21 protein-coding genes and 3 tRNA genes are annotated in these 19,416 nt (G+C 73.4%); 18 read left to right on the forward strand and 6 right to left on the reverse strand.

The features are described 5' to 3' along the window. Positions 1 to 489: a YajQ family cyclic di-GMP-binding protein gene (locus tag I003_RS0108245; protein ID WP_027771092.1), complete on the reverse strand. Its 489-nt coding sequence runs from the start codon at positions 487 to 489 to the stop codon at positions 1 to 3. A 184-nt stretch (positions 490 to 673) separates the two neighbouring features. Between I003_RS0108245 and I003_RS0108250 the strand changes: the two genes are divergently transcribed. The 8 genes from I003_RS0108250 (at position 674) to I003_RS0108290 (ending at position 5,723) form a co-directional block, all read left to right on the forward strand. Then, positions 674 to 755 (forward strand) — tRNA-Tyr (locus I003_RS0108250). Between the two features lie 648 nt (positions 756 to 1,403). Then, positions 1,404 to 1,784, forward strand: coding sequence for a DUF2255 family protein (locus I003_RS0108260; protein WP_027771093.1), 381 nt, complete (start codon positions 1,404 to 1,406; stop codon positions 1,782 to 1,784). Positions 1,785 to 1,951: 167 nt separating this feature from the next. Further along, positions 1,952 to 2,431, forward strand: coding sequence for an RrF2 family transcriptional regulator (locus tag I003_RS0108265; protein WP_027771094.1), 480 nt, complete (start codon positions 1,952 to 1,954; stop codon positions 2,429 to 2,431). A gap of 85 nt (positions 2,432 to 2,516) precedes the next feature. Beyond that, entirely contained in the window at positions 2,517 to 3,716 is a 1,200-nt protein-coding gene (locus tag I003_RS0108270; protein WP_027771095.1) for an MFS transporter, read from the forward strand. 113 nt (positions 3,717 to 3,829) lie between these two features. Then, positions 3,830 to 4,345, forward strand: a complete 516-nt coding sequence (locus I003_RS0108275; protein WP_486584137.1) for a hypothetical protein — start codon at positions 3,830 to 3,832, stop codon at positions 4,343 to 4,345. A gap of 26 nt (positions 4,346 to 4,371) precedes the next feature. Continuing rightward, positions 4,372 to 4,734: a VOC family protein gene (locus I003_RS0108280; RefSeq protein ID WP_027771097.1), complete on the forward strand. Its 363-nt coding sequence runs from the start codon at positions 4,372 to 4,374 to the stop codon at positions 4,732 to 4,734. A 27-nt stretch (positions 4,735 to 4,761) separates the two neighbouring features. Then, on the forward strand, positions 4,762 to 5,253 hold the full coding sequence (locus I003_RS31730; RefSeq protein WP_486584138.1) for an ArsR/SmtB family transcription factor: 492 nt from the start codon (positions 4,762 to 4,764) through the stop codon (positions 5,251 to 5,253). Next, complete coding sequence (locus I003_RS0108290; protein ID WP_027771098.1) at positions 5,250 to 5,723, forward strand: SRPBCC family protein; 474 nt, start codon at positions 5,250 to 5,252, stop codon at positions 5,721 to 5,723. Before I003_RS31730 ends, I003_RS0108290 begins: the two co-directional genes overlap by 4 nt. 136 nt (positions 5,724 to 5,859) lie before the next feature. Here I003_RS0108290 and I003_RS0108295 read toward each other — a convergent pair whose 3' ends face one another. Continuing rightward, a complete protein-coding gene (locus I003_RS0108295) occupies positions 5,860 to 6,531 on the reverse strand; it encodes an SDR family oxidoreductase (protein WP_027771099.1) in 672 nt (223 codons plus the stop codon). 637 nt (positions 6,532 to 7,168) lie between these two features. Next, the gene (locus I003_RS0108300) at positions 7,169 to 8,467 is read right to left on the reverse strand and encodes a hydrolase (protein ID WP_027771100.1); all 1,299 of its coding nucleotides are present in this window, start codon (positions 8,465 to 8,467) and stop codon (positions 7,169 to 7,171) included. A 269-nt stretch (positions 8,468 to 8,736) separates the two neighbouring features. On the opposite strand from I003_RS0108300, the gene I003_RS0108305 reads away from it, so the two are divergent. The 10 genes from I003_RS0108305 (at position 8,737) to I003_RS0108350 (ending at position 15,164) form a co-directional block, all read left to right on the forward strand. After that, positions 8,737 to 8,809: transfer RNA gene (locus tag I003_RS0108305), tRNA-Thr, on the forward strand. Between the two features lie 46 nt (positions 8,810 to 8,855). Continuing rightward, positions 8,856 to 8,928: transfer RNA gene (locus tag I003_RS0108310), tRNA-Met, on the forward strand. A gap of 91 nt (positions 8,929 to 9,019) precedes the next feature. After that, positions 9,020 to 9,184 carry a 50S ribosomal protein L33 gene (gene rpmG / locus I003_RS0108315; RefSeq protein ID WP_003948671.1) on the forward strand — a complete coding sequence of 55 codons (165 nt, stop codon included), beginning with the start codon at positions 9,020 to 9,022 and terminating at the stop codon, positions 9,182 to 9,184. A gap of 196 nt (positions 9,185 to 9,380) precedes the next feature. Then, positions 9,381 to 9,833, forward strand: a complete 453-nt coding sequence (locus I003_RS0108320) for a MaoC family dehydratase N-terminal domain-containing protein (protein WP_027771101.1) — start codon at positions 9,381 to 9,383, stop codon at positions 9,831 to 9,833. A gap of 6 nt (positions 9,834 to 9,839) precedes the next feature. Next, positions 9,840 to 10,274, forward strand: coding sequence for a MaoC family dehydratase (locus I003_RS0108325; RefSeq protein WP_027771102.1), 435 nt, complete (start codon positions 9,840 to 9,842; stop codon positions 10,272 to 10,274). A gap of 113 nt (positions 10,275 to 10,387) precedes the next feature. After that, positions 10,388 to 10,936, forward strand: coding sequence for a TetR/AcrR family transcriptional regulator (locus I003_RS0108330; RefSeq protein WP_027771103.1), 549 nt, complete (start codon positions 10,388 to 10,390; stop codon positions 10,934 to 10,936). Positions 10,937 to 11,063: 127 nt separating this feature from the next. Continuing rightward, positions 11,064 to 12,515: an MFS transporter gene (locus I003_RS0108335; RefSeq protein ID WP_027771104.1), complete on the forward strand. Its 1,452-nt coding sequence runs from the start codon at positions 11,064 to 11,066 to the stop codon at positions 12,513 to 12,515. 147 nt (positions 12,516 to 12,662) lie between these two features. Continuing rightward, positions 12,663 to 13,070: a YccF domain-containing protein gene (locus I003_RS0108340; protein ID WP_027771105.1), complete on the forward strand. Its 408-nt coding sequence runs from the start codon at positions 12,663 to 12,665 to the stop codon at positions 13,068 to 13,070. An 86-nt stretch (positions 13,071 to 13,156) separates the two neighbouring features. Beyond that, entirely contained in the window at positions 13,157 to 14,272 is a 1,116-nt protein-coding gene (locus I003_RS0108345; protein ID WP_027771106.1) for a family 43 glycosylhydrolase, read from the forward strand. Between the two features lie 52 nt (positions 14,273 to 14,324). Beyond that, positions 14,325 to 15,164, forward strand: coding sequence for a hypothetical protein (locus I003_RS0108350; protein WP_027771107.1), 840 nt, complete (start codon positions 14,325 to 14,327; stop codon positions 15,162 to 15,164). Between the two features lie 113 nt (positions 15,165 to 15,277). Here the strand turns inward: I003_RS0108350 and htpX are convergent, their stop codons facing one another. From htpX to I003_RS0108365, 3 genes are all read right to left on the reverse strand, one after another. After that, a complete protein-coding gene (htpX, locus tag I003_RS0108355) occupies positions 15,278 to 16,147 on the reverse strand; it encodes a zinc metalloprotease HtpX (RefSeq protein WP_027771108.1) in 870 nt (289 codons plus the stop codon). 140 nt (positions 16,148 to 16,287) lie between these two features. Then, on the reverse strand, positions 16,288 to 17,850 hold the full coding sequence (locus I003_RS0108360; protein ID WP_027771109.1) for an NADH-quinone oxidoreductase subunit N: 1,563 nt from the start codon (positions 17,848 to 17,850) through the stop codon (positions 16,288 to 16,290). Then, a complete protein-coding gene (locus tag I003_RS0108365; RefSeq protein WP_037720385.1) occupies positions 17,850 to 19,412 on the reverse strand; it encodes an NADH-quinone oxidoreductase subunit M in 1,563 nt (520 codons plus the stop codon). The genes I003_RS0108360 and I003_RS0108365 overlap by 1 nt, the downstream gene beginning before the upstream one ends. Between the last annotated feature and the right edge of the window lie 4 nt (positions 19,413 to 19,416).

The following is a 19,416-nucleotide window of genomic DNA, read 5'->3' on the forward strand; positions in this document are numbered from 1 at the left end:
CTACCGGTAGTTGACGAACTGCACGGCGAAGTCGAGGTCCTTGCCCTTGATCACGGAGATGACCTCCTGCAGCGAGTCCCGGCTCTTGGAGGTCACCCGCAGCTCGTCCCCCTGCACCTGCGCCTTGACCCCCTTGGGCCCCTCATCACGGATGATCTTCGCCAGCTTCTTGGCGTCGTCCTGGGCGATGCCCTCCTTGATGGTGGAGTACAGCTTGTACTCCTTCCCCGACGCCTGCGGCTCACCCGACTCCAGGGCCTTCAGCGAGATCCCGCGCTTGACCAGCTTGGACTGGAAGATGTCCAGCACCGCCCTGGCCCGCTCCTCGGCGTTGGCCCGGATCTCGATCCGCTCCCCGGACCAGGCGATGGAGGCGCCGACGCCCTTGAAGTCGTACCGCTGCGCGATCTCCTTGGCGGCCTGGTTGAGAGCGTTGTCGACCTCCTGCCGATCGACCTTCGAGACGATGTCGAAACTGGAGTCGGCCATCTTCGCTGCGCTCCTCGTGCACTGGTCCCTGATACCGCACCCCGCTCCCCGGGGCCGTGCCCCAGCCTAGCCACCCCACCCGACCCACGAGCCCCACAACCGAGTGGCGAACCACCCCCGGCCATCGGGTATGGTTGACGACGTCGTCAGGCGGCCCCAGCGGCCGGACCAGACGGCATCCCCAGGCGGTGTGCCCGAGTGGCCAAAGGGAGCAGACTGTAAATCTGCCGGCTCAGCCTTCCCAGGTTCGAATCCTGGCGCCGCCACACATGGAGAAGGGCCCGCGACCAGCGCGATGCTGTCACGGGCCCTTTCGCATGCCCGCCCCGGCGAGGCCGGTTCGGCCCGGACCGCACCGGTGGGTCTCGCGCCGCCTCGGGTCCTGACTGGCCGTTGTGGGGCAGGGGTGGGGTAGCCCTACGGCCGACGCCTCTGTGCTGCGACCGGGCAGGGCGTTGGCCGGCCTCAGGCGGTCGTTTCGGTAACGATGGGGGCCGGGGTCCGGGTTATCCGATGTTCTCGCTGTGGCGGCACTCGAGTTCGACTACCGTCCCCTCGGTGCGTTCCTGATCTAGGGCGCTGATGGCAGAGAAAATTCTGGGAGCTCGTAAGCACATGCACCGCCGCGTACTCGTGATCATGACGCTCGCTGCCGTGGGGATCGACCAGTGGATGTGGGTCGTCCGCGAGACCATAGGCATCACCGCGACCGCCTAGGTGCCGCCTTCCGATCCCGGCACCGGCACATCCGAAGCCCCTCTCTGAGCTGCCCTCGGGCAGTCCGGACGAGGGGCTTCCTCGTGGGCAGGCCGGGCGTACCCGATCGGCCCGGGTGGGAGTGCGGGGGCGGGTTCCCTCGCCTAGATTCCGCACTGACGCACCTGCACTCGGGGTACGTGAGCGGAGGATCGGCTATGGCGGCATGGACGGCTGACGAGCTGGACCGGATCGGGAGCGCGGACGAGTTGCAGCTTCAGTCCCTGCGCGGTGACGGCTCCCTGCGGGAGCCGGTGACCATATGGGTCGTACGCGACGGGGACGACCTCTACGTCCGGTCCGTGAAGGGGACGCGGGGGCCCTGGTTTCGGGGGACTCGGACGCGGCGGGCGGGGCGGATCCGGGCCGGTGGGGTCGACAAGGATGTCGCCTTCGTCGACGCGGAGGACGGGGCCGGGGCCACGGGGAGGCTGGATGCCGCGTACCGGGAGAAGTACGGGCGCTATCCGGCGGACATCTTCGGCAGCATCGTGACCCCGCAGGCCCAGGACGCCACGATCCGGCTCGTGCCGCGCTGACCGGGCAGGCGTCTCCTCGCGGGGTGGCTCGCGGGGTGGCTTGCTGCGCACGGCTCGCGTGCCGCAGAGGGCGGTTGCCATGGACGGGACCCCGGCAGGCCGTCCGGGGTGCGGGCCGTAGGCGGTGGCGGCCGCGGGTGAGGAACCGGGATGGGTAGTATCCCTTTATGCACATGGGTGAAGGCGTCGAGTGGGGGCTGCACAGTTGCCTGACCCTGGCCTGGCTGCGGGACGCGGGACCGGTGCCCGTCCGCAGGCTGGCCGCCTGGTTCGACCTGCCGCAGGAGTATCTGAAGAAGCGCCTCCAGGCCCTCGCCCGCGCCGGGATCCTCGACTCCACGCCGGGCGCGCGCGGCGGCTTCTCGCTCGCGCGGGCGCCCGAGCGGATCACGCTCATGGACGTGGTGACCGCGCTGGAGGGGCCGCTCGAACCGTTCGTCTGCACCGAGATCCGGCAGCAGGGGCACGGTGGGCAGGGCGCGGGGCGGGAGTTCGACCGGCCGTGCGGGGTGGCCACCGCGATGCGCCGTGCGGAGCTGGCCTGGCGGCGGGAGCTGGCGGGGCAGACCGTCGCCGACCTGATGGCCGCCGCACCGAAGGCGAGCGCGGAGCGCACGCGGCGGCAGTACGCCCGCATGGCGGGCTGAGCGGGCCCGTCCACCTCGTACGCCGTTCCGCCGACGCCGTACCGCTTACCTCCTGTCCCGTCCGGGAAGCACGAAAGGAATGGGGATGTCAGATATCCCGGTCTCCGGATCCGGGGAACGGGCGTCCGCGGCCCATGCGCGCGGGCCCTCCGCCACCTTCGTCCTCGCCCTCGGCACCTTCGCCGTCGGCACCGACGCCTTCGTCGTCGCCGGTTTCCTCCCCGCGATGGCCGACTCGCTCGATGTCTCCGAGTCCGCCGCCGGGCAGTCCGTCACGGTCTTCGCCGCGGCGTACGCCGCCCTCTCTCCCGTACTCGCCACCGTCTGCGCCCGCGTTCCGCGGCGGACGCTGCTCGTCGGCGCCCTGCTCGTCCTCGCCGCCGCCAACCTCATCTCGGCGCTCGCGCCCACCTACGCCGCGCTGACGGCCGGACGGGTTCTCGCCGCGGCGGGGGCGGCGGCGTTCACGCCCGGCGCCGGCGCCGTCGCCGCCGGGCTCGCGCCGCCCGAACGGCGGGCGCGCGCACTGGCGGTCGTCATCGGCGGGCTGACCATGGCCACCGCGCTGGGCGTACCCCTGGGCACGCTCGCCGAGCAGGCGGTGGACTGGCGTACGGCGCTGGGCCTCGTCGCCGCGCTCTGCGCGGTGTGCGCGATCGGGGTCCACGCCGTCATGCCGCCGCTGCCCGGCGGGGAGCCGGTGCCGCTGCGGGCGCGGCTGCGCGCGCTGCGCCGGCCCGGCGTGCCGGCCGTGCTGCCGCTCACGGCGCTCGGCATGGGCGCGGGGTACACCGTCTACGCGTACACCGTGCCCGTCCTGGAGGACGTCGGCGTCGGCGCCTCGGGGGTGGTGTGGATGCTGTGCCTGTACGGAGCCGGGGCGGTCGCCGGCAACTTCGCCGCCGGACTGGCCACGGACCGCTTCGGCGCGGTGCGGGTGCTGGCCGCCGGGTACGCGCTGATGGCGGCCGGCCTCGGGACCCTCGCCCTGTCGGCCGCGGCGGGCGTGCGGTTCCTGCCGCTGACGGCGGCGGCGATGGTGGCGTGGGGCGCGAGCAGTTGGTGCCAGACCCCGCCGCAGCAGCACCGGCTCATCACCGCCGCGCCGCGGGAGACAGCGCTGGTGGTCGGGCTCAACGCCTCCGCGATCTACACCGGCATCGGGCTGGGGACGCTGCTCGGCGGGGTGCTGCTGCCGCTGGGCACGGCGGAGGCGGCGACGGCGGGTGCCGTGCTGGCCGTGGCGGCGGGCGCGTGGCTGGCGGGGACGCGCCGGTACAGGTGAGCGGAGGACCGGGCGGGCCGCCAACTCCGCCGCGGGCGTGCCCTGTTGGCGGAAGCCGACGACCGTACGCGCCGAGGACTGTCGTCCCGGCCACCACCGCGCGGAGGGCCGTCGTGCTGGAATCGACTATGGCCACCAGCACCGGCGGCACCCCGCCGTCCGTACCGGGCGAGCCGGCACACCGGCTGCGCACCGAGGTAGAGCGGTTACGCGACGACGCGACGCGGCAGCGCAAACTCGCCCACCGCAGAGCCGAGTTCTGGGCGAAGACCGACATCGCGCTCGGTTTCCCCGCCGCCCTGCTCGCCGCCGTCTCCGGCGCCGCCGCGCTGGCGTCCGCGGACGCGCGGGTGCCGGCGGCGCTGGGCACGCTGGTCTCGGCGGGGTTCGCGGCGGGGGCGGCGTTCCTGCGGAGCGAACGGCGGCGGCTGGCGAACAAGTGGTCGCGGCAGGCGTGGGCGGCGGTGGAGGCGAGGGCGGCCGTGCTGCTGACGCGGGAGCGGATCGGGGCGGCTGATCTGGCCGAGCTGTTCGACCTGCGGCAGGCGGCGCTCGCGGCGTACGAGGGCGACGAGAACGCCCGGCCGCCGGGCCCGCAGCCGCCCGCCGCGCCCGGGCTTGATACGTAGGAAATTTCCTACGTATCATCGGGCGCATGAACATCACCCACGCGCAGTTCGTGACCCTGCCCGTCGCCGACCAGGACCGGGCCAAGACCTTCTACACCGACGCCCTCGGCTTCGACGTCGTCGCCGACCGGCAGATGGGCCCCGTCCGCTGGCTCGCCGTCGCGCCCGGGGGCGCGCAGACCCACTTCGTCCTCGCCGCCGCGGAGCAGGGCTTCACCCCGGGCAGCGTGCACGGTACGGCGCTCGTCAGCGCCGACCTCGACGGTGACTGCGCGGCTCTGCGCGCCGCTGGCGCTAAGGTCGAGGGCCCGGACGACCAGCCGTGGGGCCGGCAGGCGACGCTGGAGGACCCCGACGGCAACCGGTTCCTGCTCTCCGCGGAGGGCTGACGCCCCGGGCGAGAGGAGACGGCGTACGTGCCTGCGACACAGGACACCCGCGGCGAGGACCGCATCTTCGGTGCGCTGTCCAGTCCCGTACGGCGCGAGGTGCTGCGGCTGCTGCGCGACGACGGCCCTCAGCCCGTCCAGCGGTTGGCGGCGCACTTCGACATGCGGCGGCCCAGCCTCTCGGAGCATCTGAAGGTGCTGCGGGAGGCCGGACTCGTCAGCGAGGAGCGGGCCGGGCGGCAGCGGATCTACCGCCTGGAGGCGGAGCCGCTGACGGAGGTACGGGACTGGCTGGGGCCGTACGAGCGGTTCTGGCGGGCGAAGCTGGCGGATCTGGCGGAGCTGCTGGACGACCTGCCGGAGGCGGACGACGGCGGGGACCGTACGGGCGGCGCGGACGATGCGGGCGGTACGGACGATGCGGGCGGTACGGGCGGTACGGCGAGCGCGAAGGCCGCGCATCGTACGGGCGGCGCGGAGTCCGCGGACCGTACGCGCGACAGCGGTGCAGGATCATGACCGAACCCGGCTGCCCCCAGCCCGCCGACCCCACCGAGATCCGGCTCGACGCCTTCCTCCCCCACCCGCCCCGCAAGGTGTGGCGGGCCCTCACCGAGCCCGCGCTGCGCGCCCGCTGGCTGATGCCCGGCGACTTCCGCCTCGAAGTCGGCCACCGCACCACGATGGAGGCGCTCCCCCGCCCCGGGACCGGTTTCTCGGGCACGGTGGCAGAGGAGGTCCTCGCCTACGAACCAGAGCGGATGCTGCGCGTCCGCTGGACCGACGCGGAGCCCGGCGCCGCGGGCACGGCGGCCGACTGGATGATCACCTGGACCCTCGCACCGGAGGGCCGCGGCACCCGCCTCTTCCTCCTCCACACGGGCTTCGACCCCGACGATCCGCTCCAGCGCCGGGCCCACCGGATCATGGGCGGCGGCTGGTCCTCGCAGGTGCTCCCGGCGCTGGCGGAGCTGCTGCGGGAGCAGTGAGGCTCCGGGTCCTCCGCCCCCGTACGCGGCCGGGTCCTCCGGCCCCGTACGCGCTCCTCCGCCCCCGCCGGGGGCAGTCGGCGTGGCGCGCCCGACCGGGGCTGTGCGGTGGCATGCGCGGCGCGCGCCCGCGGGGCTACGCGGTGTCCGTGCGCGCCACCGCCGCGACCGCGTCCAGCACCGGGGTGCCGCCGCCGACCAGTTCCAGTGTCAGGCCGGCCGTCCGCGGCTCGTCGAGCAGTGCGACCAGCACCGCCGCCACGTCGTCGCGAGCGACCTCCGAACGGCCCGTGTGCTCGGCGAGATTGACCAGACCGCTGCCCGCGTCGTTGATCAGCCGGCCGGGGCGCAGGATCGTCCAGTCCAGGCCGGGGCGTGCCCGTACAGCCTCGTCCGCGGCCCTCTTCGCGCGCAGGTACGCGGCGAAGACCGGGTCCGCGCCGGGCGGCGGCTCGCGGTCGGCGCCCATCGAGGACACGACGAGGAAGCGCCGCACGCCGGCCGCCTCCGCGGCGTCGGCGAAGAGCACGGCGGCACCGCGGTCGACGGTGTCCTTGCGCGCCTCGCCGCTGCCGGGTCCGGCACCGGCGGCGAACACCGCGGCGTCGGCGCCTTCGAGGTGCCGGGCGACCTCGTCGGCATCCGCGGACTCCAGGTCGCAGACGACGGGTTCGGCACCGACGGCGCGAAGGTCGTCGGCTTGTTCCGGGCGGCGGATGAGCCCGGCGACTTCGTCGCCCCGGGCGGAGAGCAGGCGCTCCAGCCGCAGGGCGATCTGACCGTGTCCTCCAGCGATGACGATGCGCATGGGACCGACGGTAGTGCCTGGGCACCCGCGGCGCGCGGCGCGCGGCGGTGGGCTGGGCCCGCGGGGACGGCGTGGCGGCGTTGCGGGCGGCGTTGTCAGAGGAGCCGCATACCCTTGGGCGGGTGTGAGGGGTTGTGGGTCCCGGGTGCGGTGCAGCCGTAGTGCCGGGCGCGGTGCGGCAGGGGGGCCGGGCGCAGTGCGGCCGGGGAATCGGTGCAGTGCCGCCGGGTGCGGCGCAGCGTGGCTCGGGTGCGGTGCCGTGTGGCCATGCCGCCGGGTGCGGTGCAGGCGTGGAGCCAGACGCAGCGCGGCCGGGGACGGGGTGCCGTGCCGCCGGGCGCAGCACAGCCATGCCGCCGGGTGCGGCGCAGCCATGAAGCCGGGCGCAGCGCGGCCGGGGAATCGGGCGCAGTACCGCCGGGTGCGGCGCAGTGCCGCCGGGGAGTCGGGCGCAGTGTCGCCGGGGGCGGCGCAGCGTCGCTCGGGTGCGGTGCCTGGCGCCATGGCGCCGGACGCCGTGCGGCGCCTGGCGCCAGGCGCAGTGCCGTGTGGTTATGGCGCCGCGGCGCAGCGTGGGCCTGCGGGGCCTGCGGGGCAGGTGAGCGGCCTGCCGCCGGTCTCACCGTGCGAAGCCCTCTCAGCCCGCCGTACCCCGCAACCCCTGTCGCGGCAGGGCGGCCAGGTCCGCGGCGCCGGAGTCGCAGTACTCCCGTACCGCGCTCGTCCGGGCCACCACCCGGCCGCGGTGGATCACGATCCGGCTGTAGCCCAGCGACAGCGCGCCCTCGACGGAGTCGCCGCGTACCGCCAGCAGTTCCGCCGGAAAGCCCGCTTCCACCCGTACCTCGGGCAGCCCCAGCACCGCGCGCGCCTGCCCGGCCACCGCCGCGTACGCCGCCTCCGGTTCGGCCTCCCCCGCGGAGGCGAGGAGGTACGCGGACTGCAGCGGATCCCCGCGCCCCACGGGGTTCGCGGCGTCGCGTACGGCCCCGCTCCCCGCCGCGACGCGCACGCCCGCGGCGCGCAGCAGCCGCACGGGGGCGTACGCGAACGACCGCACCCCCGCACCACGCCTACCCGCGCCCCCCGCCGGACCGCCGCGCCCCGCCTCCCGCACCGCACCGCAGTCCCCCTGTGGCAGGCACACCACCGCCACCCCCGCACCCGCCAGCCGCTCCGCCACCCCCGCCGCCGTCTCGTACGGCACCCGCGCCAGCCCGCCGCACGGCCCGACGGCCACCCCGCACCCCAGCTCCCCCGCCACCGCCGCCACCCGGTCGAGCCGTGCGGGGTCCGCGCCGTCGCAGTGCAGGTCGGCCGCGCACCCGTACTCCGCGGCCACCCGCAGCACGGCTTCCGTAAAGCCCGCCGGGTCCGGGTCCAGGTCCGGGCAGCCGCCGACCGCGGTGGCACCCATGGCGACGGCGTCGCGGAGCAGCGCCCGGCCCCCGGCCCCCGCGACGCCGGTCAGCAGCGGGGCCGCGGCCACCACCGCGATGTCGGCGAGCCCTCGCAGCGCGGCGCGGGCGGCGAGCACGGCGCGGAGGGTGTCGAGCCCGTCGCCGCCGCCGATGCGTACGTGGGTACGCAGGGCGGTGGCGCCGTGCCCGAGCTGGAGGAGGGCGGCCTCGACGGCACCCGCGGGACCCCGCGAACCCCCCGGGCCGTCCACCCCCGTCAACGCCGTGTCCAGGTGCGCATGGGCCTCCGCCGGCGCCGGCAGCAGCACATACCCCCCGAGATCCACCCGTGCCCCGCATCCGCCCGCCCGCCCCGCCAGGCTGCCCGCCGCCCCCACCGCCAGGATCCGGCCGCCCCCGAGCAGTACGTCCACCGCCCTGCCGTCCGCGAGCCGCGCGCCGCACAGCACGAGGGCTCCGTCCTCCTCCCGGACGGAGCCGTGCCGAGGCTGCTGCGGAGGGCTGCTGGCGGGCATGTGACTCCTGCGGTCAGGTCAGGGTAAACATCCCCGATGTGAGCAAAGTCGCACAATCAAGATCAGAAAGCGTCATACTGGCCCGGGCGGCGCTCACGAGCCTAGGCGGGGCGGGTGCGCGCGCCGCGGAGGAGGGGATAAGTCGTACCGGCGTGGCAACCCAGCAGGTCCGCCCACCGGCGGCGATCAGCAGGTGCGGGCAGGCGCGATCAGGGCCGGGGTTACTGATTTCACCTTCGGCCGCTCAGCGTGTAGTGTCTTCATCGCTCGCCCCAATAGCTCAGTCGGCAGAGCGTCTCCATGGTAAGGAGAAGGTCAACGGTTCGATTCCGTTTTGGGGCTCTGATGCGGTTCGCACCTCGCTACCCTGGGAGGGGCAGAGCATCGCAGCGGTGTAGCTCAGTCGGTAGAGCAAGCGGCTCATAATCGCTGTGTCACCGGTTCAAGTCCGGTCACCGCTACTCACCTCACGTAGCCGATTGCAGGGTCGGACCTTCGATCGGCTACTCTTTCTGCGTTGAAGAAGCTGTCCGTTCGTCAAGGAGCACTCACGTGGCTGCCACAGACGTCCGCCCGAAGATCACGCTGGCCTGCGTGGAGTGCAAGGAGCGGAACTACATCACCAAGAAGAACCGGCGCAACAACCCGGACCGTCTTGAGATGAAGAAGCACTGTCCTCGCTGCAACGCCCACACGGCGCACCGCGAGACTCGCTGAACGCAGGCCATCGAACCCCTCGTCCCGCCAGGGACGAGGGGTTCGCCGCGTTGCGTCCCCCCACCGGTCCCGGCACCCCGCATCCGCGCCGGGCGCCGGGCGCCACACCCCCGGGCCCGCCCGTCTCCGTACCCCGCCCGGAGCCCGGCACGCCACGGCTAGGGTGGTGCCCGCCGTACGCGCGACAGGAGGGTTCATGCCGCTCGATCAGTCCTTCGTGGGCCGGAGCTATCCGCCCACCGCCCCCTACGAGGTGGGCCGGGAGAAGATCCGCGAGTTCGCGGAGGCGGTGGGCGACGCGAACCCCGCGTACACCGACCCGGAGGCCGCGAAGGCCCTGGGCCACCCCGATGTGATCGCACCGCCGACGTTCGTGTTCGCGATCGCGTTCCGGGCGGCGGGAGAGGTGATCGCGGACCCGCAGCTCGGGCTGGACTACAGCCGTGTCGTGCACGGGGACCAGAAGTTCGCGTACAGCCGTCCCGTCCGGGCCGGGGACCGGCTCTCGGTGACGTCGACGATCGAGTCGATCAAGTCGATGGCCGGGAACGAGATCATGGACGTGCGCGGCGAGGTCCACGACGAGACCGGCGAGCACGTGGTGACGACGATCATCAAGCTGGTGGCCCGCGCCGCCGGGGAGGACTGAGGGCCGATGGTGGCGAAGGTGGCGTACGACGCCGTCGAGGCCGGCACGGAGCTGCCGGCGCAGTCGTTCCCGGTGACCCGCGAGACGCTCGTGCGCTACGCGGGCGCGTCCGGGGACTTCAACCCGATCCACTGGAACGAGCGGTTCGCCAAGGAGGTCGGGCTGCCGGACGTGATCGCGCACGGCATGTTCACGATGGCCGAGGCGATCCGGGTGGTCACGGACTGGGTGGGCGACCCGGGCGCGGTGGTGGACTACGGGGTGCGGTTCACCAAGCCGGTCGTGGTGCCGGACGACGGCGTGGGCGCGGTGATCGAGGTGTCGGGGAGGGTCGCGCAGAAACTGGACGACGAGGCGCGCACGGTCCGGGTGGACCTGACGGCGACGAGCGCCGGGCAGAAGGTGCTGGGGATGTCGCGGGCCGTGGTCCGGCTGGCGTAGCGGGTCGCCGGACGGAGGGCGTACGGACCACACGGGCCGTACGCCCCGGCCCGGTCCGGCCCTCCGGGTTGACAAGTTAGTGAGTGGACAATAACTTATGACCCATGGTCAGGATGAGCGCAGAGGAGCGACGCGAGAGCGTCATCCGCGCGGCGATCACGGAGTTCGGCCGGGGCGGCTACCACGGCACGTCCACTGAGGCGATCGCCAGGCGGGTCGGCGTCTCACAGCCGTACCTCTTCCGTCTCTTCCCCAACAAGCGCGCCATCTTCCTCGCCGCGAGCCTGCGCTGCATCGAGGACACCGCGACGGTGCTGCGCACGGCGGCCGAGGAGGCGCCGGCGGGGCAGGAGGAGAAGGCGATGGCCATGGCGTATCAGCGGCTGGTCGAGGACCGCGACCGGCTGATGATGCAGATGCAGATGTACGTCGCGGTGGCCACGGCCGAGGCATCGGGCGACCACGAGTTCGGCAGGCCGATCCGGGCCGCCTGGTCGGAGCAGCTCTACGACTTCGCGCTGCTGAAGTTCGACGGGGATGCCGACATGACCGCCACCTTCCTCGCGTACGGAATGCTGATCAACACCCTCGTCGCGCTCGGCTACCCGGCGAGTGAGCGGGTGTGGGACGGCTTCTGGCCCGAGACCCTGCCGCGTACGTAGCTTCCGCTCCTCCGCACCACCGCAGCACTCGCCCTACCGCGACTCCCGCACCACCCCCACCGTCCAGCGCCCGCGCGCTTTCGCACGCCCGCGAAAGTTATTGACTGATAACTAATCCGGAGGGACCATGTCCACCCCAGCCCACACCGGCGACCGCCGCCGCCTCGGCCCCACCTTCTGGGCCCTGCTCCTCACCAGCCTCGCCAGCTTCATGGGCGCGCTCGACAACCTCGTCGTCACCACCGCCCTCCCCGCCATCCGCGACGACCTCGGCGGCGGCATGGAGGACCTGGAGTGGACGGTCAGCGCGTACACCCTCACCTTCGCCGTCCTGCTCATGCTCGGCGCCTCGCTCGGCGACCGCTTCGGCCGCCGCCGGATGTTCGCCGCCGGCATCGGCATCTTCACCGCCTCCTCCGCCGCCGCCGCGCTCTCCACCGGCATCGAGGGCCTGATCGCCGCGCGCGCCGTGCAGGGCGTCGGCGCCGCGCTGCTGATGCCGCTGTCGCTGACCCTGCTCTCCGCCGCCGTGCCGGCCGCGCGCCGCGGGATGGCGCTGGGCGTCTGGGGCGCGGTGCAGGGCCTGGCCGTCGCGTCCGGTCCGCTGGTCGGCGGGGCGCTGACGGAGCACATCTCGTGGCACTGGATCTTCTGGCTGAACGTCCCGGTCGGCATCGTCCTCATCCCGCTGGTCCGGCTGCGGCTGGCCGAGAGCCACGGCCCCCACGACCGCCTCGACGTCCCCGGCACCGTGCTCGCCAGCAGCGCCCTCTTCGGCCTCGTCTACGCCCTGGTCCGCGGCAACGCCGACGGCTGGACCGCCGGCCCCGTCCTCGCCGGCCTGATCGGGGCACCGGTGCTGCTGACCGCCTTCGTCGCGTACGAGCTGCGCGCCGCCCACCCCATGCTGCCCATGCGGCTCTTCCGCGACCGCAGCTTCAGCGCCGCCAACGCGGCGAGCGTGCTGATGTTCCTCGGGATGTTCGGCTCGATCTTCCTGCTCAGCCAGTTCCTGCAGAACGTCGGCGGCTACTCGCCGCTGGAGGCCGGCCTGCGCATGCTGCCGTGGACCGCGATGCCGCTGATCGTCACCCCGGTCGCCGGCGCGCTCTCCGACCGCATCGGCGGCCGGCCGATCATCGCCGCCGGGCTCGCGCTCCAGTCGCTGGGGCTGGTGCTCTGGGCGGTGGCGGTCGAGGTGGGCTTCTCGTACACCGCGGTCCTGCCGGCGCTGACGGTCAGCGGCGTGGGTATGGCGATGTACTTCGCCCCCTCCGCGAACGTCGTCCTGTCCAGCGTCGCCCCGGAGGAGCAGGGCATCGCGTCGGGGGCGAACAACGCGCTGCGCGAGCTGGGCGGGGCGCTGGGCATCGCCGTGCTGGCCGCGGTCTTCTCCGCCCAGGGCGGCTACGAGACGGGGCAGAGCTTCGTCGACGGCCTGACGCCGGCGCTCTGGGTCGGCGCTGCGGGGGTGGGGCTGGGGACCCTGCTGTCGCTGCTGATCCACAAGCGGCGGAGCCCGGCGGCGGTCGCCGTGCCGGCGGCGCCGGAGAAGGACCGTACCCCGGCAGGTGTCTGACGCCCGGGGCCGTCCCGCGCCGGGGGGCGCGGGACGGCCCTGTTCCGCACCCCCGTGCGGCCTTCCGTTTCCCTCCCGGCGCCTCCCGCGCCGATACTTGTCCTGACGGACCGCATCAGCGCGCAGAGCCCGGGAGAGGTACTGGTCATGAAGCTCTTCACCCTCCTCTTGAACGTCCTGTGGCTGGTCTTCTGCGGAATCTGGATGGCGATCGCCTACGCCCTCGCCGCGCTGGTCTGCTTCGTCCTGATCATCACGATCCCGTTCGGCATCGCGTCGCTGCGCATCGCCGGCTACGTCCTGTGGCCGTTCGGCCGCACGACGGTGGAGCGGCCGGGCGCGGGCGCGCCGTCGGTCGTCGGCAACGTGATCTGGGTGATCTTCGCCGGCTGGTGGCTGGCGCTCGGCCATCTGATCACCAGCATCCCGCTCTTCCTGTCGATCATCGGGATCCCCTTCGGCTGGGCGAACCTGAAGCTCATCCCGATCTCCCTGATGCCCCTGGGCCGCGAGATCGTCTCGACGGACGAACGCTTCGGCTACGCCGCCCGCTGACCGGGGACTCCCGGCGGCCGGCGGTGTATCCGCTTTGTATGCGCGCCCTGTTGAATCGTCGGTGACACCGACGACAGGGGAAAACCGTGCGCAGACGTACCCGCCTCCTGCTCGCCGCGGTGAGCACGGCCGCCGCCGTGGCCGTCGTGGCGCCGCTCGCCGACGCCGCCCCGCCGGCCCGGGAATCCCCGGCACCCCGGGCCGCGGACACCCGGGACGTCTCCCCCGCCGCGAACCCGTCGTCCTTCCGACTGGCCGACCCCGACACCGTACGGGCCAAGGACGGCTCGTTCATCACCTACGGCACCACCGTGCCCGCCGGGCGCGGGAAGCGGTGCAACGGCGCCACCGGGCGGCTCTACGTCCCCGTACTCGTCCACGGCTCCGGCAACACCGTCGGCATGACCGACTGCGCCTCCGGCGACGCGCTGCCCGGCGGACCGGGCGCCTGGGCCGAGCCGGGCGGCGCGATCTGGGCCCCCGGGGTGGCCCGCTTCGGCGACCGCTACTTCATGTTCTACACCGCCTCCCGCAAGGGCTCCGGGCAGAAGTGCATCGGCCGGGCCGTCTCGGGGTCGGCCCGCGGGCCGTTCAGCAACGCGGGCGAGTGGGCCTGCCCGCCGGGCGGGCGGTGGGCGATCGACGCCAACCCCTTCGTCGGCGGCGGGTCCCTGTACGTCACGTACCGGGACGACGCGATCGCGGCCGGCGCCGAGACCGGCATCTCGACCGTACGGACCGACGCCGAGGGCCGGGCCGTCTGGAGCACCCGCCGGGACATGCTGAAGAGCACCGACATCACCTGGGACACCCGCGGGACCAGCGGCGGCACCCACGTCGTGGAGAACCCGTCGATGTGGCGGCGCGCGAACGGCACCTGGTACCTGATGTACTCCGGCAACAACTGGGACAGCGCCCGCTACGCCACCGGCATCGCCGAGTGCGGCACCACCCCGCTGCCCTCGTCCCGCTGCAAGCCCCTGCGCAACGGCGTGGAGCGCCCGTACTTCGGCTACACCGGGTCCGGCGGCCTCGGCCCGTACCGCGGCCTGCCCGGCAACCACCGGGGGCCGGGCGGCATGGACGTCTTCGCCGTCCCCGACGGCAGCTTCCGGGTGGTGTGGCACTGGTGGGACGGCGGCCCCCGCTACCCGATGAACGGCGCGCTGCGCCTCGACTCGGGCGGCTACTACGTCCAGTAGCGGCCCGGCCGGACGACGCTCGCGGAGGACGAGGCTCGCGGAGGGAGAAGTCGTGCAGGGAATCACCAGAAGGCGCGCGCTCGGGCTGGGCGGCGCGACCGTCGCCGGCGCCGCCGGGGCGCTGGCCTCCGCGGGCAGCGCCGACGCGGCCGACGGCTGGCAGCGGCTCGTCGTCGTCACCGCCAACATCGGCCGCAAGAACATGGGCCAGCGGGAACGCGCCATCCGGGACGTCCGGCACGCCGTGACGATCGACGGCCGGCTCACGAAACCGCTGGTGGGCTGGCAGGAGATCGGCGAGGGCGACGGCAGCGACGGCCGGGAACCGCGGTGGATCAACCAGTACTTCGGCACCGCCTACCGGAACATCTTCGAGTACCACGACAGCGCCCACCGGGTGCCGATGTCGATACCGAAGGCGTACGACATCGTCGACCGCCGGGTCACCTTCGTCCACGGCGGCAAGGCGGGCGTCTCCCCGCACCGGGTCATCACCGAGGCCCTGCTGGCGCGGGCGGACGATCCGCAGACGAGGTTCGTCTTCGCCAACACCCACTACGTCGCCGGAGCGTTCAACGGCACGGAGGACCCGCACGAGGCGTGGCGGGACGACATGTGGCGGCTGCACTTCCGCAAGCACCGCGACGACGTGCTGGGCTACTGGCGCGCCCGCGGCTTCCCGGTGATCTGGACCGGCGACGTGAATCGCAACCCGATGCCGCTGCTCCTGCCGAACCACGAGAAACGCGCCTTCGCCCGCGGGATCGACCAGATCGGCTGGGTGCCCGGCACGAACGGCACGCAGGTGCGGTTGCGCCGGACGAAGGTGGTCCCGATGTACGTGGACGGCCACGACGCACGGGTGGCGGTCATGCAGGTCCGCCGCATGTGAAGGGGGGCCGGCTCCGGGGCCCGGGCCCCGGAGCCGGGCGGGGGCAGCCCGCGCACGCCCCCGGCCACGGGGGGGACGTGCGTGTGAGTGGAGGCGGGCCGGCCCCGGGAGCCTCAGTTGCCCAGGCTGCGGCCCGCCATGCGCTCCAGCCGGGCGATACGTTCCGCCATCGGCGGGTGCGTCGAGAACAGCCGTGACATGTTGCCCGAGCCCCGGCGGAACGGGTTGGCGATCATCATGTGGCTCGCCGTCTCGATCCGGGGCTCCGGGGGCAGCGGGAGCTGCTTCGTACCGGCTTCGAGCTTCCGCAGGGCACTCGCCAGGGCCAGCGGGTCGCCGGTGAGCCGCGAGCCGGTCTGGTCCGCCTCGTACTCGCGGGAGCGGCTGACCGCGAGCCTGATGATGCTCGCCGCCACCGGGCCCAGGAAGAGGACCATCAGCATGCCGAACGGGCCGGGGCCGTTGCCGTTGCGGTCGCCGCTGGGGATCAGCCAGGCGAAGTTCACCAGGAACATCACCACCGACGCGAGCGCGCCCGCGATCGAGGAGATGAGGATGTCCCGGTTGTAGACGTGCATCAGCTCGTGGCCCAGGACGCCGCGCAGCTCACGCTCGTCGAGGATCTGCAGGATGCCCTCGGTGACGCAGACCGCCGCGTTGCGCGGGTCGCGGCCGGTGGCGAAGGCGTTGGGGGCCTGCGTGGGCGAGATGTAGAGGCGGGGCATGGGCTGGCGGGCCTGGTTGGACAGCTCCCGCACGATCCGGTACAGGTTCGGCGCCTCGATCTCGCTGACCGGGCGGGCGCGCATGGCGCGCAGCGCCAGCTTGTCGCTGTTCCAGTACGCGTACGCGTTGGTGCCGACGGCCACGACGAGCGCGATGACCAAGCCCGTACGGCCGAAAATGCTGCCGATGAGCAAGATCAGCGCCGACATGCCGCCGAGGAGCGCGGCTGTCTTCAGCCCGTTGTTCGACCGGTGCACCGTGTGCCCTCCAAAGCCTGCCGCCGCACGTGTCGGCCGTCTCCTTCCAGTGGACCCCTCCCACGCACTGAACGCGCCACTTGCCGGGCAAGTTCCCTGGTCAGCGCAGATTCCCCGTGCGCCGGGCGGGTGAGGCGGCCTTACAGCAGGGCTTCGCCCGCGAAGCGGAGAACGAGCTGCGGGGCGCCCGACAGGGCGATGCCGAGGGCCGCCGTCAGGCCGATGGCGCTCCGCAGCGGGGCGGTCAGCGCGGTACGTACCGGGGCGGGACCGCCGTCCGCCGGGGGTGGGGCCGGGCGGAACAGCAGCGCCGTCCACCGCAGGTAGTAGGACAACCCCACCACCACGTTCACCGCCATGATCACCGCCAGCCATCCCAGCCCCGCGTCCACCGCGGCGCCCATGACCGTCACCTTCGCGAAGAGGCCGATGATCCCCGGCGGCAGCCCCGCGAGGTTGATCAGGAAGAAGGCCAGCGCGAGCGCGACCGGCAGCCGCGTCGACGCCAGGCCCCGGTGGTCGGTGACCCGGCCGCCGCGGCCGCCCTTCGCCCCCACCGCGGCGACCACCGCGAAGGCGCCGAGGTTCACCACCCCGTACATCAGGGCGTACGCCAGAGTGGAGCCCACCGCGCGCTCCGGTTCGTCGGCGTAGGCCGCGGCGGCGATCGGAACCAGCAGGTAGCCGGCCTGCGCCACCGAGGACCAGGCCAGCAGCCGGACCGCGCTGTGCGGGGCGTCGAGGCGCTGGCGCAGGGCGGCGACGTTGCCCGCGGTCATCGTCAGCGCCGCCAGGACCGCGATCGCCGGGCCCCATACGTCGTCGTACGCCGGGAACGCCAGGACCGTGACGAGGATCAGCCCACTGAAGCCCACCGCCTTGCCGACGACCGACAGATACGCGGCGACCGGGATCGGCGCGCCGACGTAGGTGTCCGGCACCCAGAAGTGGAACGGCACCGCCGCCGTCTTGAACGCGAAACCGACCAGCGTCAGCACCACCCCCGCCGCCGCCAGCGTCTCCAGTCGCTCCGGCGCCGCCGCGAGGCCGTCGGCCAGGTGCGCCAGGTGCAGGCTGCCCCCGGCGGCGTAGACGAAGCTGACGCCCAGGAGCATGACGGCGGTCGCGGTGACGGAGGAGAGGAAGAACTTCAGCGCCGCCTCGGAGGACAGCCGGTCCCCGCGGCGGAGGCCCACCAGCGCGAACGCCGGCAGGGAGGCGACTTCCAGGGCGATCACGAGCGTCGCAAGGTCGCGGGCCGCGGGCAGCAGCGCCGCGCCTGCGGCCGAGGCCAGCAGCAGGAACCAGAACTCGCCCGCGGGCAGCTTCGTCGCCCGCACGTCGTGGACGGACAGCAGCGCGGTGAGCAGCGCGCCCGCGAGCACCAGGAGCTGCACGACGAGCGCGAAGCGGTCGGCGGTGTAGCTGCAGACGTTCGGATCGTCGGTGAGACAGAAGGTGGTGCGGTCGCCGTCGAGCAGGGGCAGGAGCGCGAGCAGAGACAGGGCGAGCGCGGTGACCGCGCCCCAGCCGAGGAGGTGCTTGGCGCGCCCGGGCACGAAGAGGTCGGCGACGAGGAGCGCGACGGCCGCCACGGCGACGATCGTGGGCGGGGCGACGGCGAGCCAGTCGACGGACTGGACGACGGACTCGGCGAGGACCGTGTCCGGGCCCGCGCCCTTCCCGGTGGGTGCGTACCTCATCAGCTTCCTCCCGCGAGGAGCTTCTGCACGGCCGGGTCGGTCAGGCCGAGGAGTGCGGCGGGCCAGAGCCCGGCGAGGACGGTGAGCGTGACCAGCGGGCTCCAGGCGGCGATCTCGTAGCGGCGTACGTCCCCGAGAGCGGGCCGGCCGGCGGTCCTGTCGCCCATGCAGACGCGGCGTACCACGATGAGGAGGTAGGCGGCGGTGAGCAGCGTGCCGAAGCCCGCCACGGCCATGAAGACCAGGTAGGCGGGCCGCGGGAGGCCGGCCGCCGGGTCGTACGCGGCGAACATCGCGAGCATCTCTCCCCAGAACCCCGCGAGCCCCGGCAGCCCCAGGGACGCGACGGCGGCGAACGCGAGCAGCGCCCCCAGTCGCGGGGCGCTGCCGTAGAGGGCGGCGCCGGTGCGGCCGGCGAGGGCGTCGAGGTCGGTGGTGCCGGTGCGCTCCTTCAGGGCACCGACGAGGAAGAAGAGCAGGCCGGTGATGAGCCCGTGGGCGATGTTGGCGAAGAGCGCGCCGTTGACGCCGGTGGGGGTGAGGGTCGAGATGCCGAGGAGCACGAAGCCCATGTGGCCCACGGACGAGTACGCGATGAGCCGCTTGAGGTCGCCGCCCGCGCCGCTCCGGGCGAGGGCGAGGCAGGCGAGGGAGCCGTAGAGGATGCCGGTGACGCCGAAGGCGGCGAGGTAGGGCGCGTACGTCTCCATGCCGTCGGGGGCGGTGGGCAGCAGGATGCGCACGAACCCGTACGTGCCCATCTTCAGCAGCACGCCGGCGAGGAGGACGGAGCCGACGGTGGGGGCGGCGGTGTGGGCGTCGGGGAGCCAACTGTGCAGCGGCCACATCGGGGTCTTCACGGCGAGGCCGAGGCCGATGGCGAGGACCGCGACGAGCTGCGTGCCGCGGGTGAGGCCGGAGCCGTTGTCAGTGGCGAGTGCCACCATGTCGAACGTGCCGCCCTGGAACCCGAGAAGGAGGAGGCCGAGGAGCATCACGACCGAGCCGAGCAGCGTGTAGAGGATGAACTTCCAGGCGGCGGGCCCGCGTCCGGCACCGCCCCAGCGGGCGATGAGGAAGTACATCGGGATGAGCACCATCTCGAACGCCAGGAAGAACAGCAGCAGGTTGAGGACGGCGAAGGTGGCGAGCATGCCGCCTTCGAGAACGAGCAGCAGCGCGACGAACGCCCGGGGTGACGGCCCGGCGGGCATGACGAAGTAGCCGTAGACCGCGCAGAGGAAGGTCAGCAGCGCGGTGAGGACGAGGAGGGGGAGCGATACGCCGTCGACGCCGAGGTGCAGCCGGATTCCGAGGGCGGGGATCCAGCTGACGTCGGAGTCGGCCTGAATGGTGCCGGCGTCGTCGTAGTCGAAGCCGGCGGCCAGGACGACGGACAGGACGAACACGGCGCCGGTGACGGTGACGCCGTGGCGCAGCACGGCCTGGTCGGGGTTCTTGCCCCGGAGGCCGGGCGGCGCGGGGAAGAGGGCGGCCAGGGCGCCGAGAAGGGGGAGTACGACGAGGGCGGCGAGGACGAGCTGCATCGCGGTGTGGTCCATATGC

The sequence above is a fragment of the Streptomyces sp. CNQ329 genome, from assembly GCF_000482585.1.

Excerpts from the sequence above, each read along its gene's own strand:
- I003_RS0108245 (WP_027771092.1), bottom strand. The coding sequence starts at position 489 with ATGGCCGACTCCAGTTTCGACATCGTCTCGAAGGTCGATCGGCAGGAG.
- I003_RS0108260 (WP_027771093.1), top strand. The coding sequence starts at position 1,404 with ATGGCGGCATGGACGGCTGACGAGCTGGACCGGATCGGGAGCGCGGAC.
- I003_RS0108265 (WP_027771094.1), top strand. The coding sequence starts at position 1,952 with ATGCACATGGGTGAAGGCGTCGAGTGGGGGCTGCACAGTTGCCTGACC.
- I003_RS0108270 (WP_027771095.1), top strand. The coding sequence starts at position 2,517 with ATGTCAGATATCCCGGTCTCCGGATCCGGGGAACGGGCGTCCGCGGCC.
- I003_RS0108280 (WP_027771097.1), top strand. The coding sequence starts at position 4,372 with ATGAACATCACCCACGCGCAGTTCGTGACCCTGCCCGTCGCCGACCAG.
- I003_RS0108290 (WP_027771098.1), top strand. The coding sequence starts at position 5,250 with ATGACCGAACCCGGCTGCCCCCAGCCCGCCGACCCCACCGAGATCCGG.
- I003_RS0108295 (WP_027771099.1), bottom strand. The coding sequence starts at position 6,531 with ATGCGCATCGTCATCGCTGGAGGACACGGTCAGATCGCCCTGCGGCTG.
- I003_RS0108300 (WP_027771100.1), bottom strand. The coding sequence starts at position 8,467 with ATGCCCGCCAGCAGCCCTCCGCAGCAGCCTCGGCACGGCTCCGTCCGG.
- I003_RS0108320 (WP_027771101.1), top strand. The coding sequence starts at position 9,381 with ATGCCGCTCGATCAGTCCTTCGTGGGCCGGAGCTATCCGCCCACCGCC.
- I003_RS0108325 (WP_027771102.1), top strand. The coding sequence starts at position 9,840 with ATGGTGGCGAAGGTGGCGTACGACGCCGTCGAGGCCGGCACGGAGCTG.
- I003_RS0108330 (WP_027771103.1), top strand. The coding sequence starts at position 10,388 with ATGAGCGCAGAGGAGCGACGCGAGAGCGTCATCCGCGCGGCGATCACG.
- I003_RS0108335 (WP_027771104.1), top strand. The coding sequence starts at position 11,064 with ATGTCCACCCCAGCCCACACCGGCGACCGCCGCCGCCTCGGCCCCACC.
- I003_RS0108340 (WP_027771105.1), top strand. The coding sequence starts at position 12,663 with ATGAAGCTCTTCACCCTCCTCTTGAACGTCCTGTGGCTGGTCTTCTGC.
- I003_RS0108360 (WP_027771109.1), bottom strand. The coding sequence starts at position 17,850 with ATGAGGTACGCACCCACCGGGAAGGGCGCGGGCCCGGACACGGTCCTC.
- I003_RS0108365 (WP_037720385.1), bottom strand. The coding sequence starts at position 19,412 with ATGGACCACACCGCGATGCAGCTCGTCCTCGCCGCCCTCGTCGTACTC.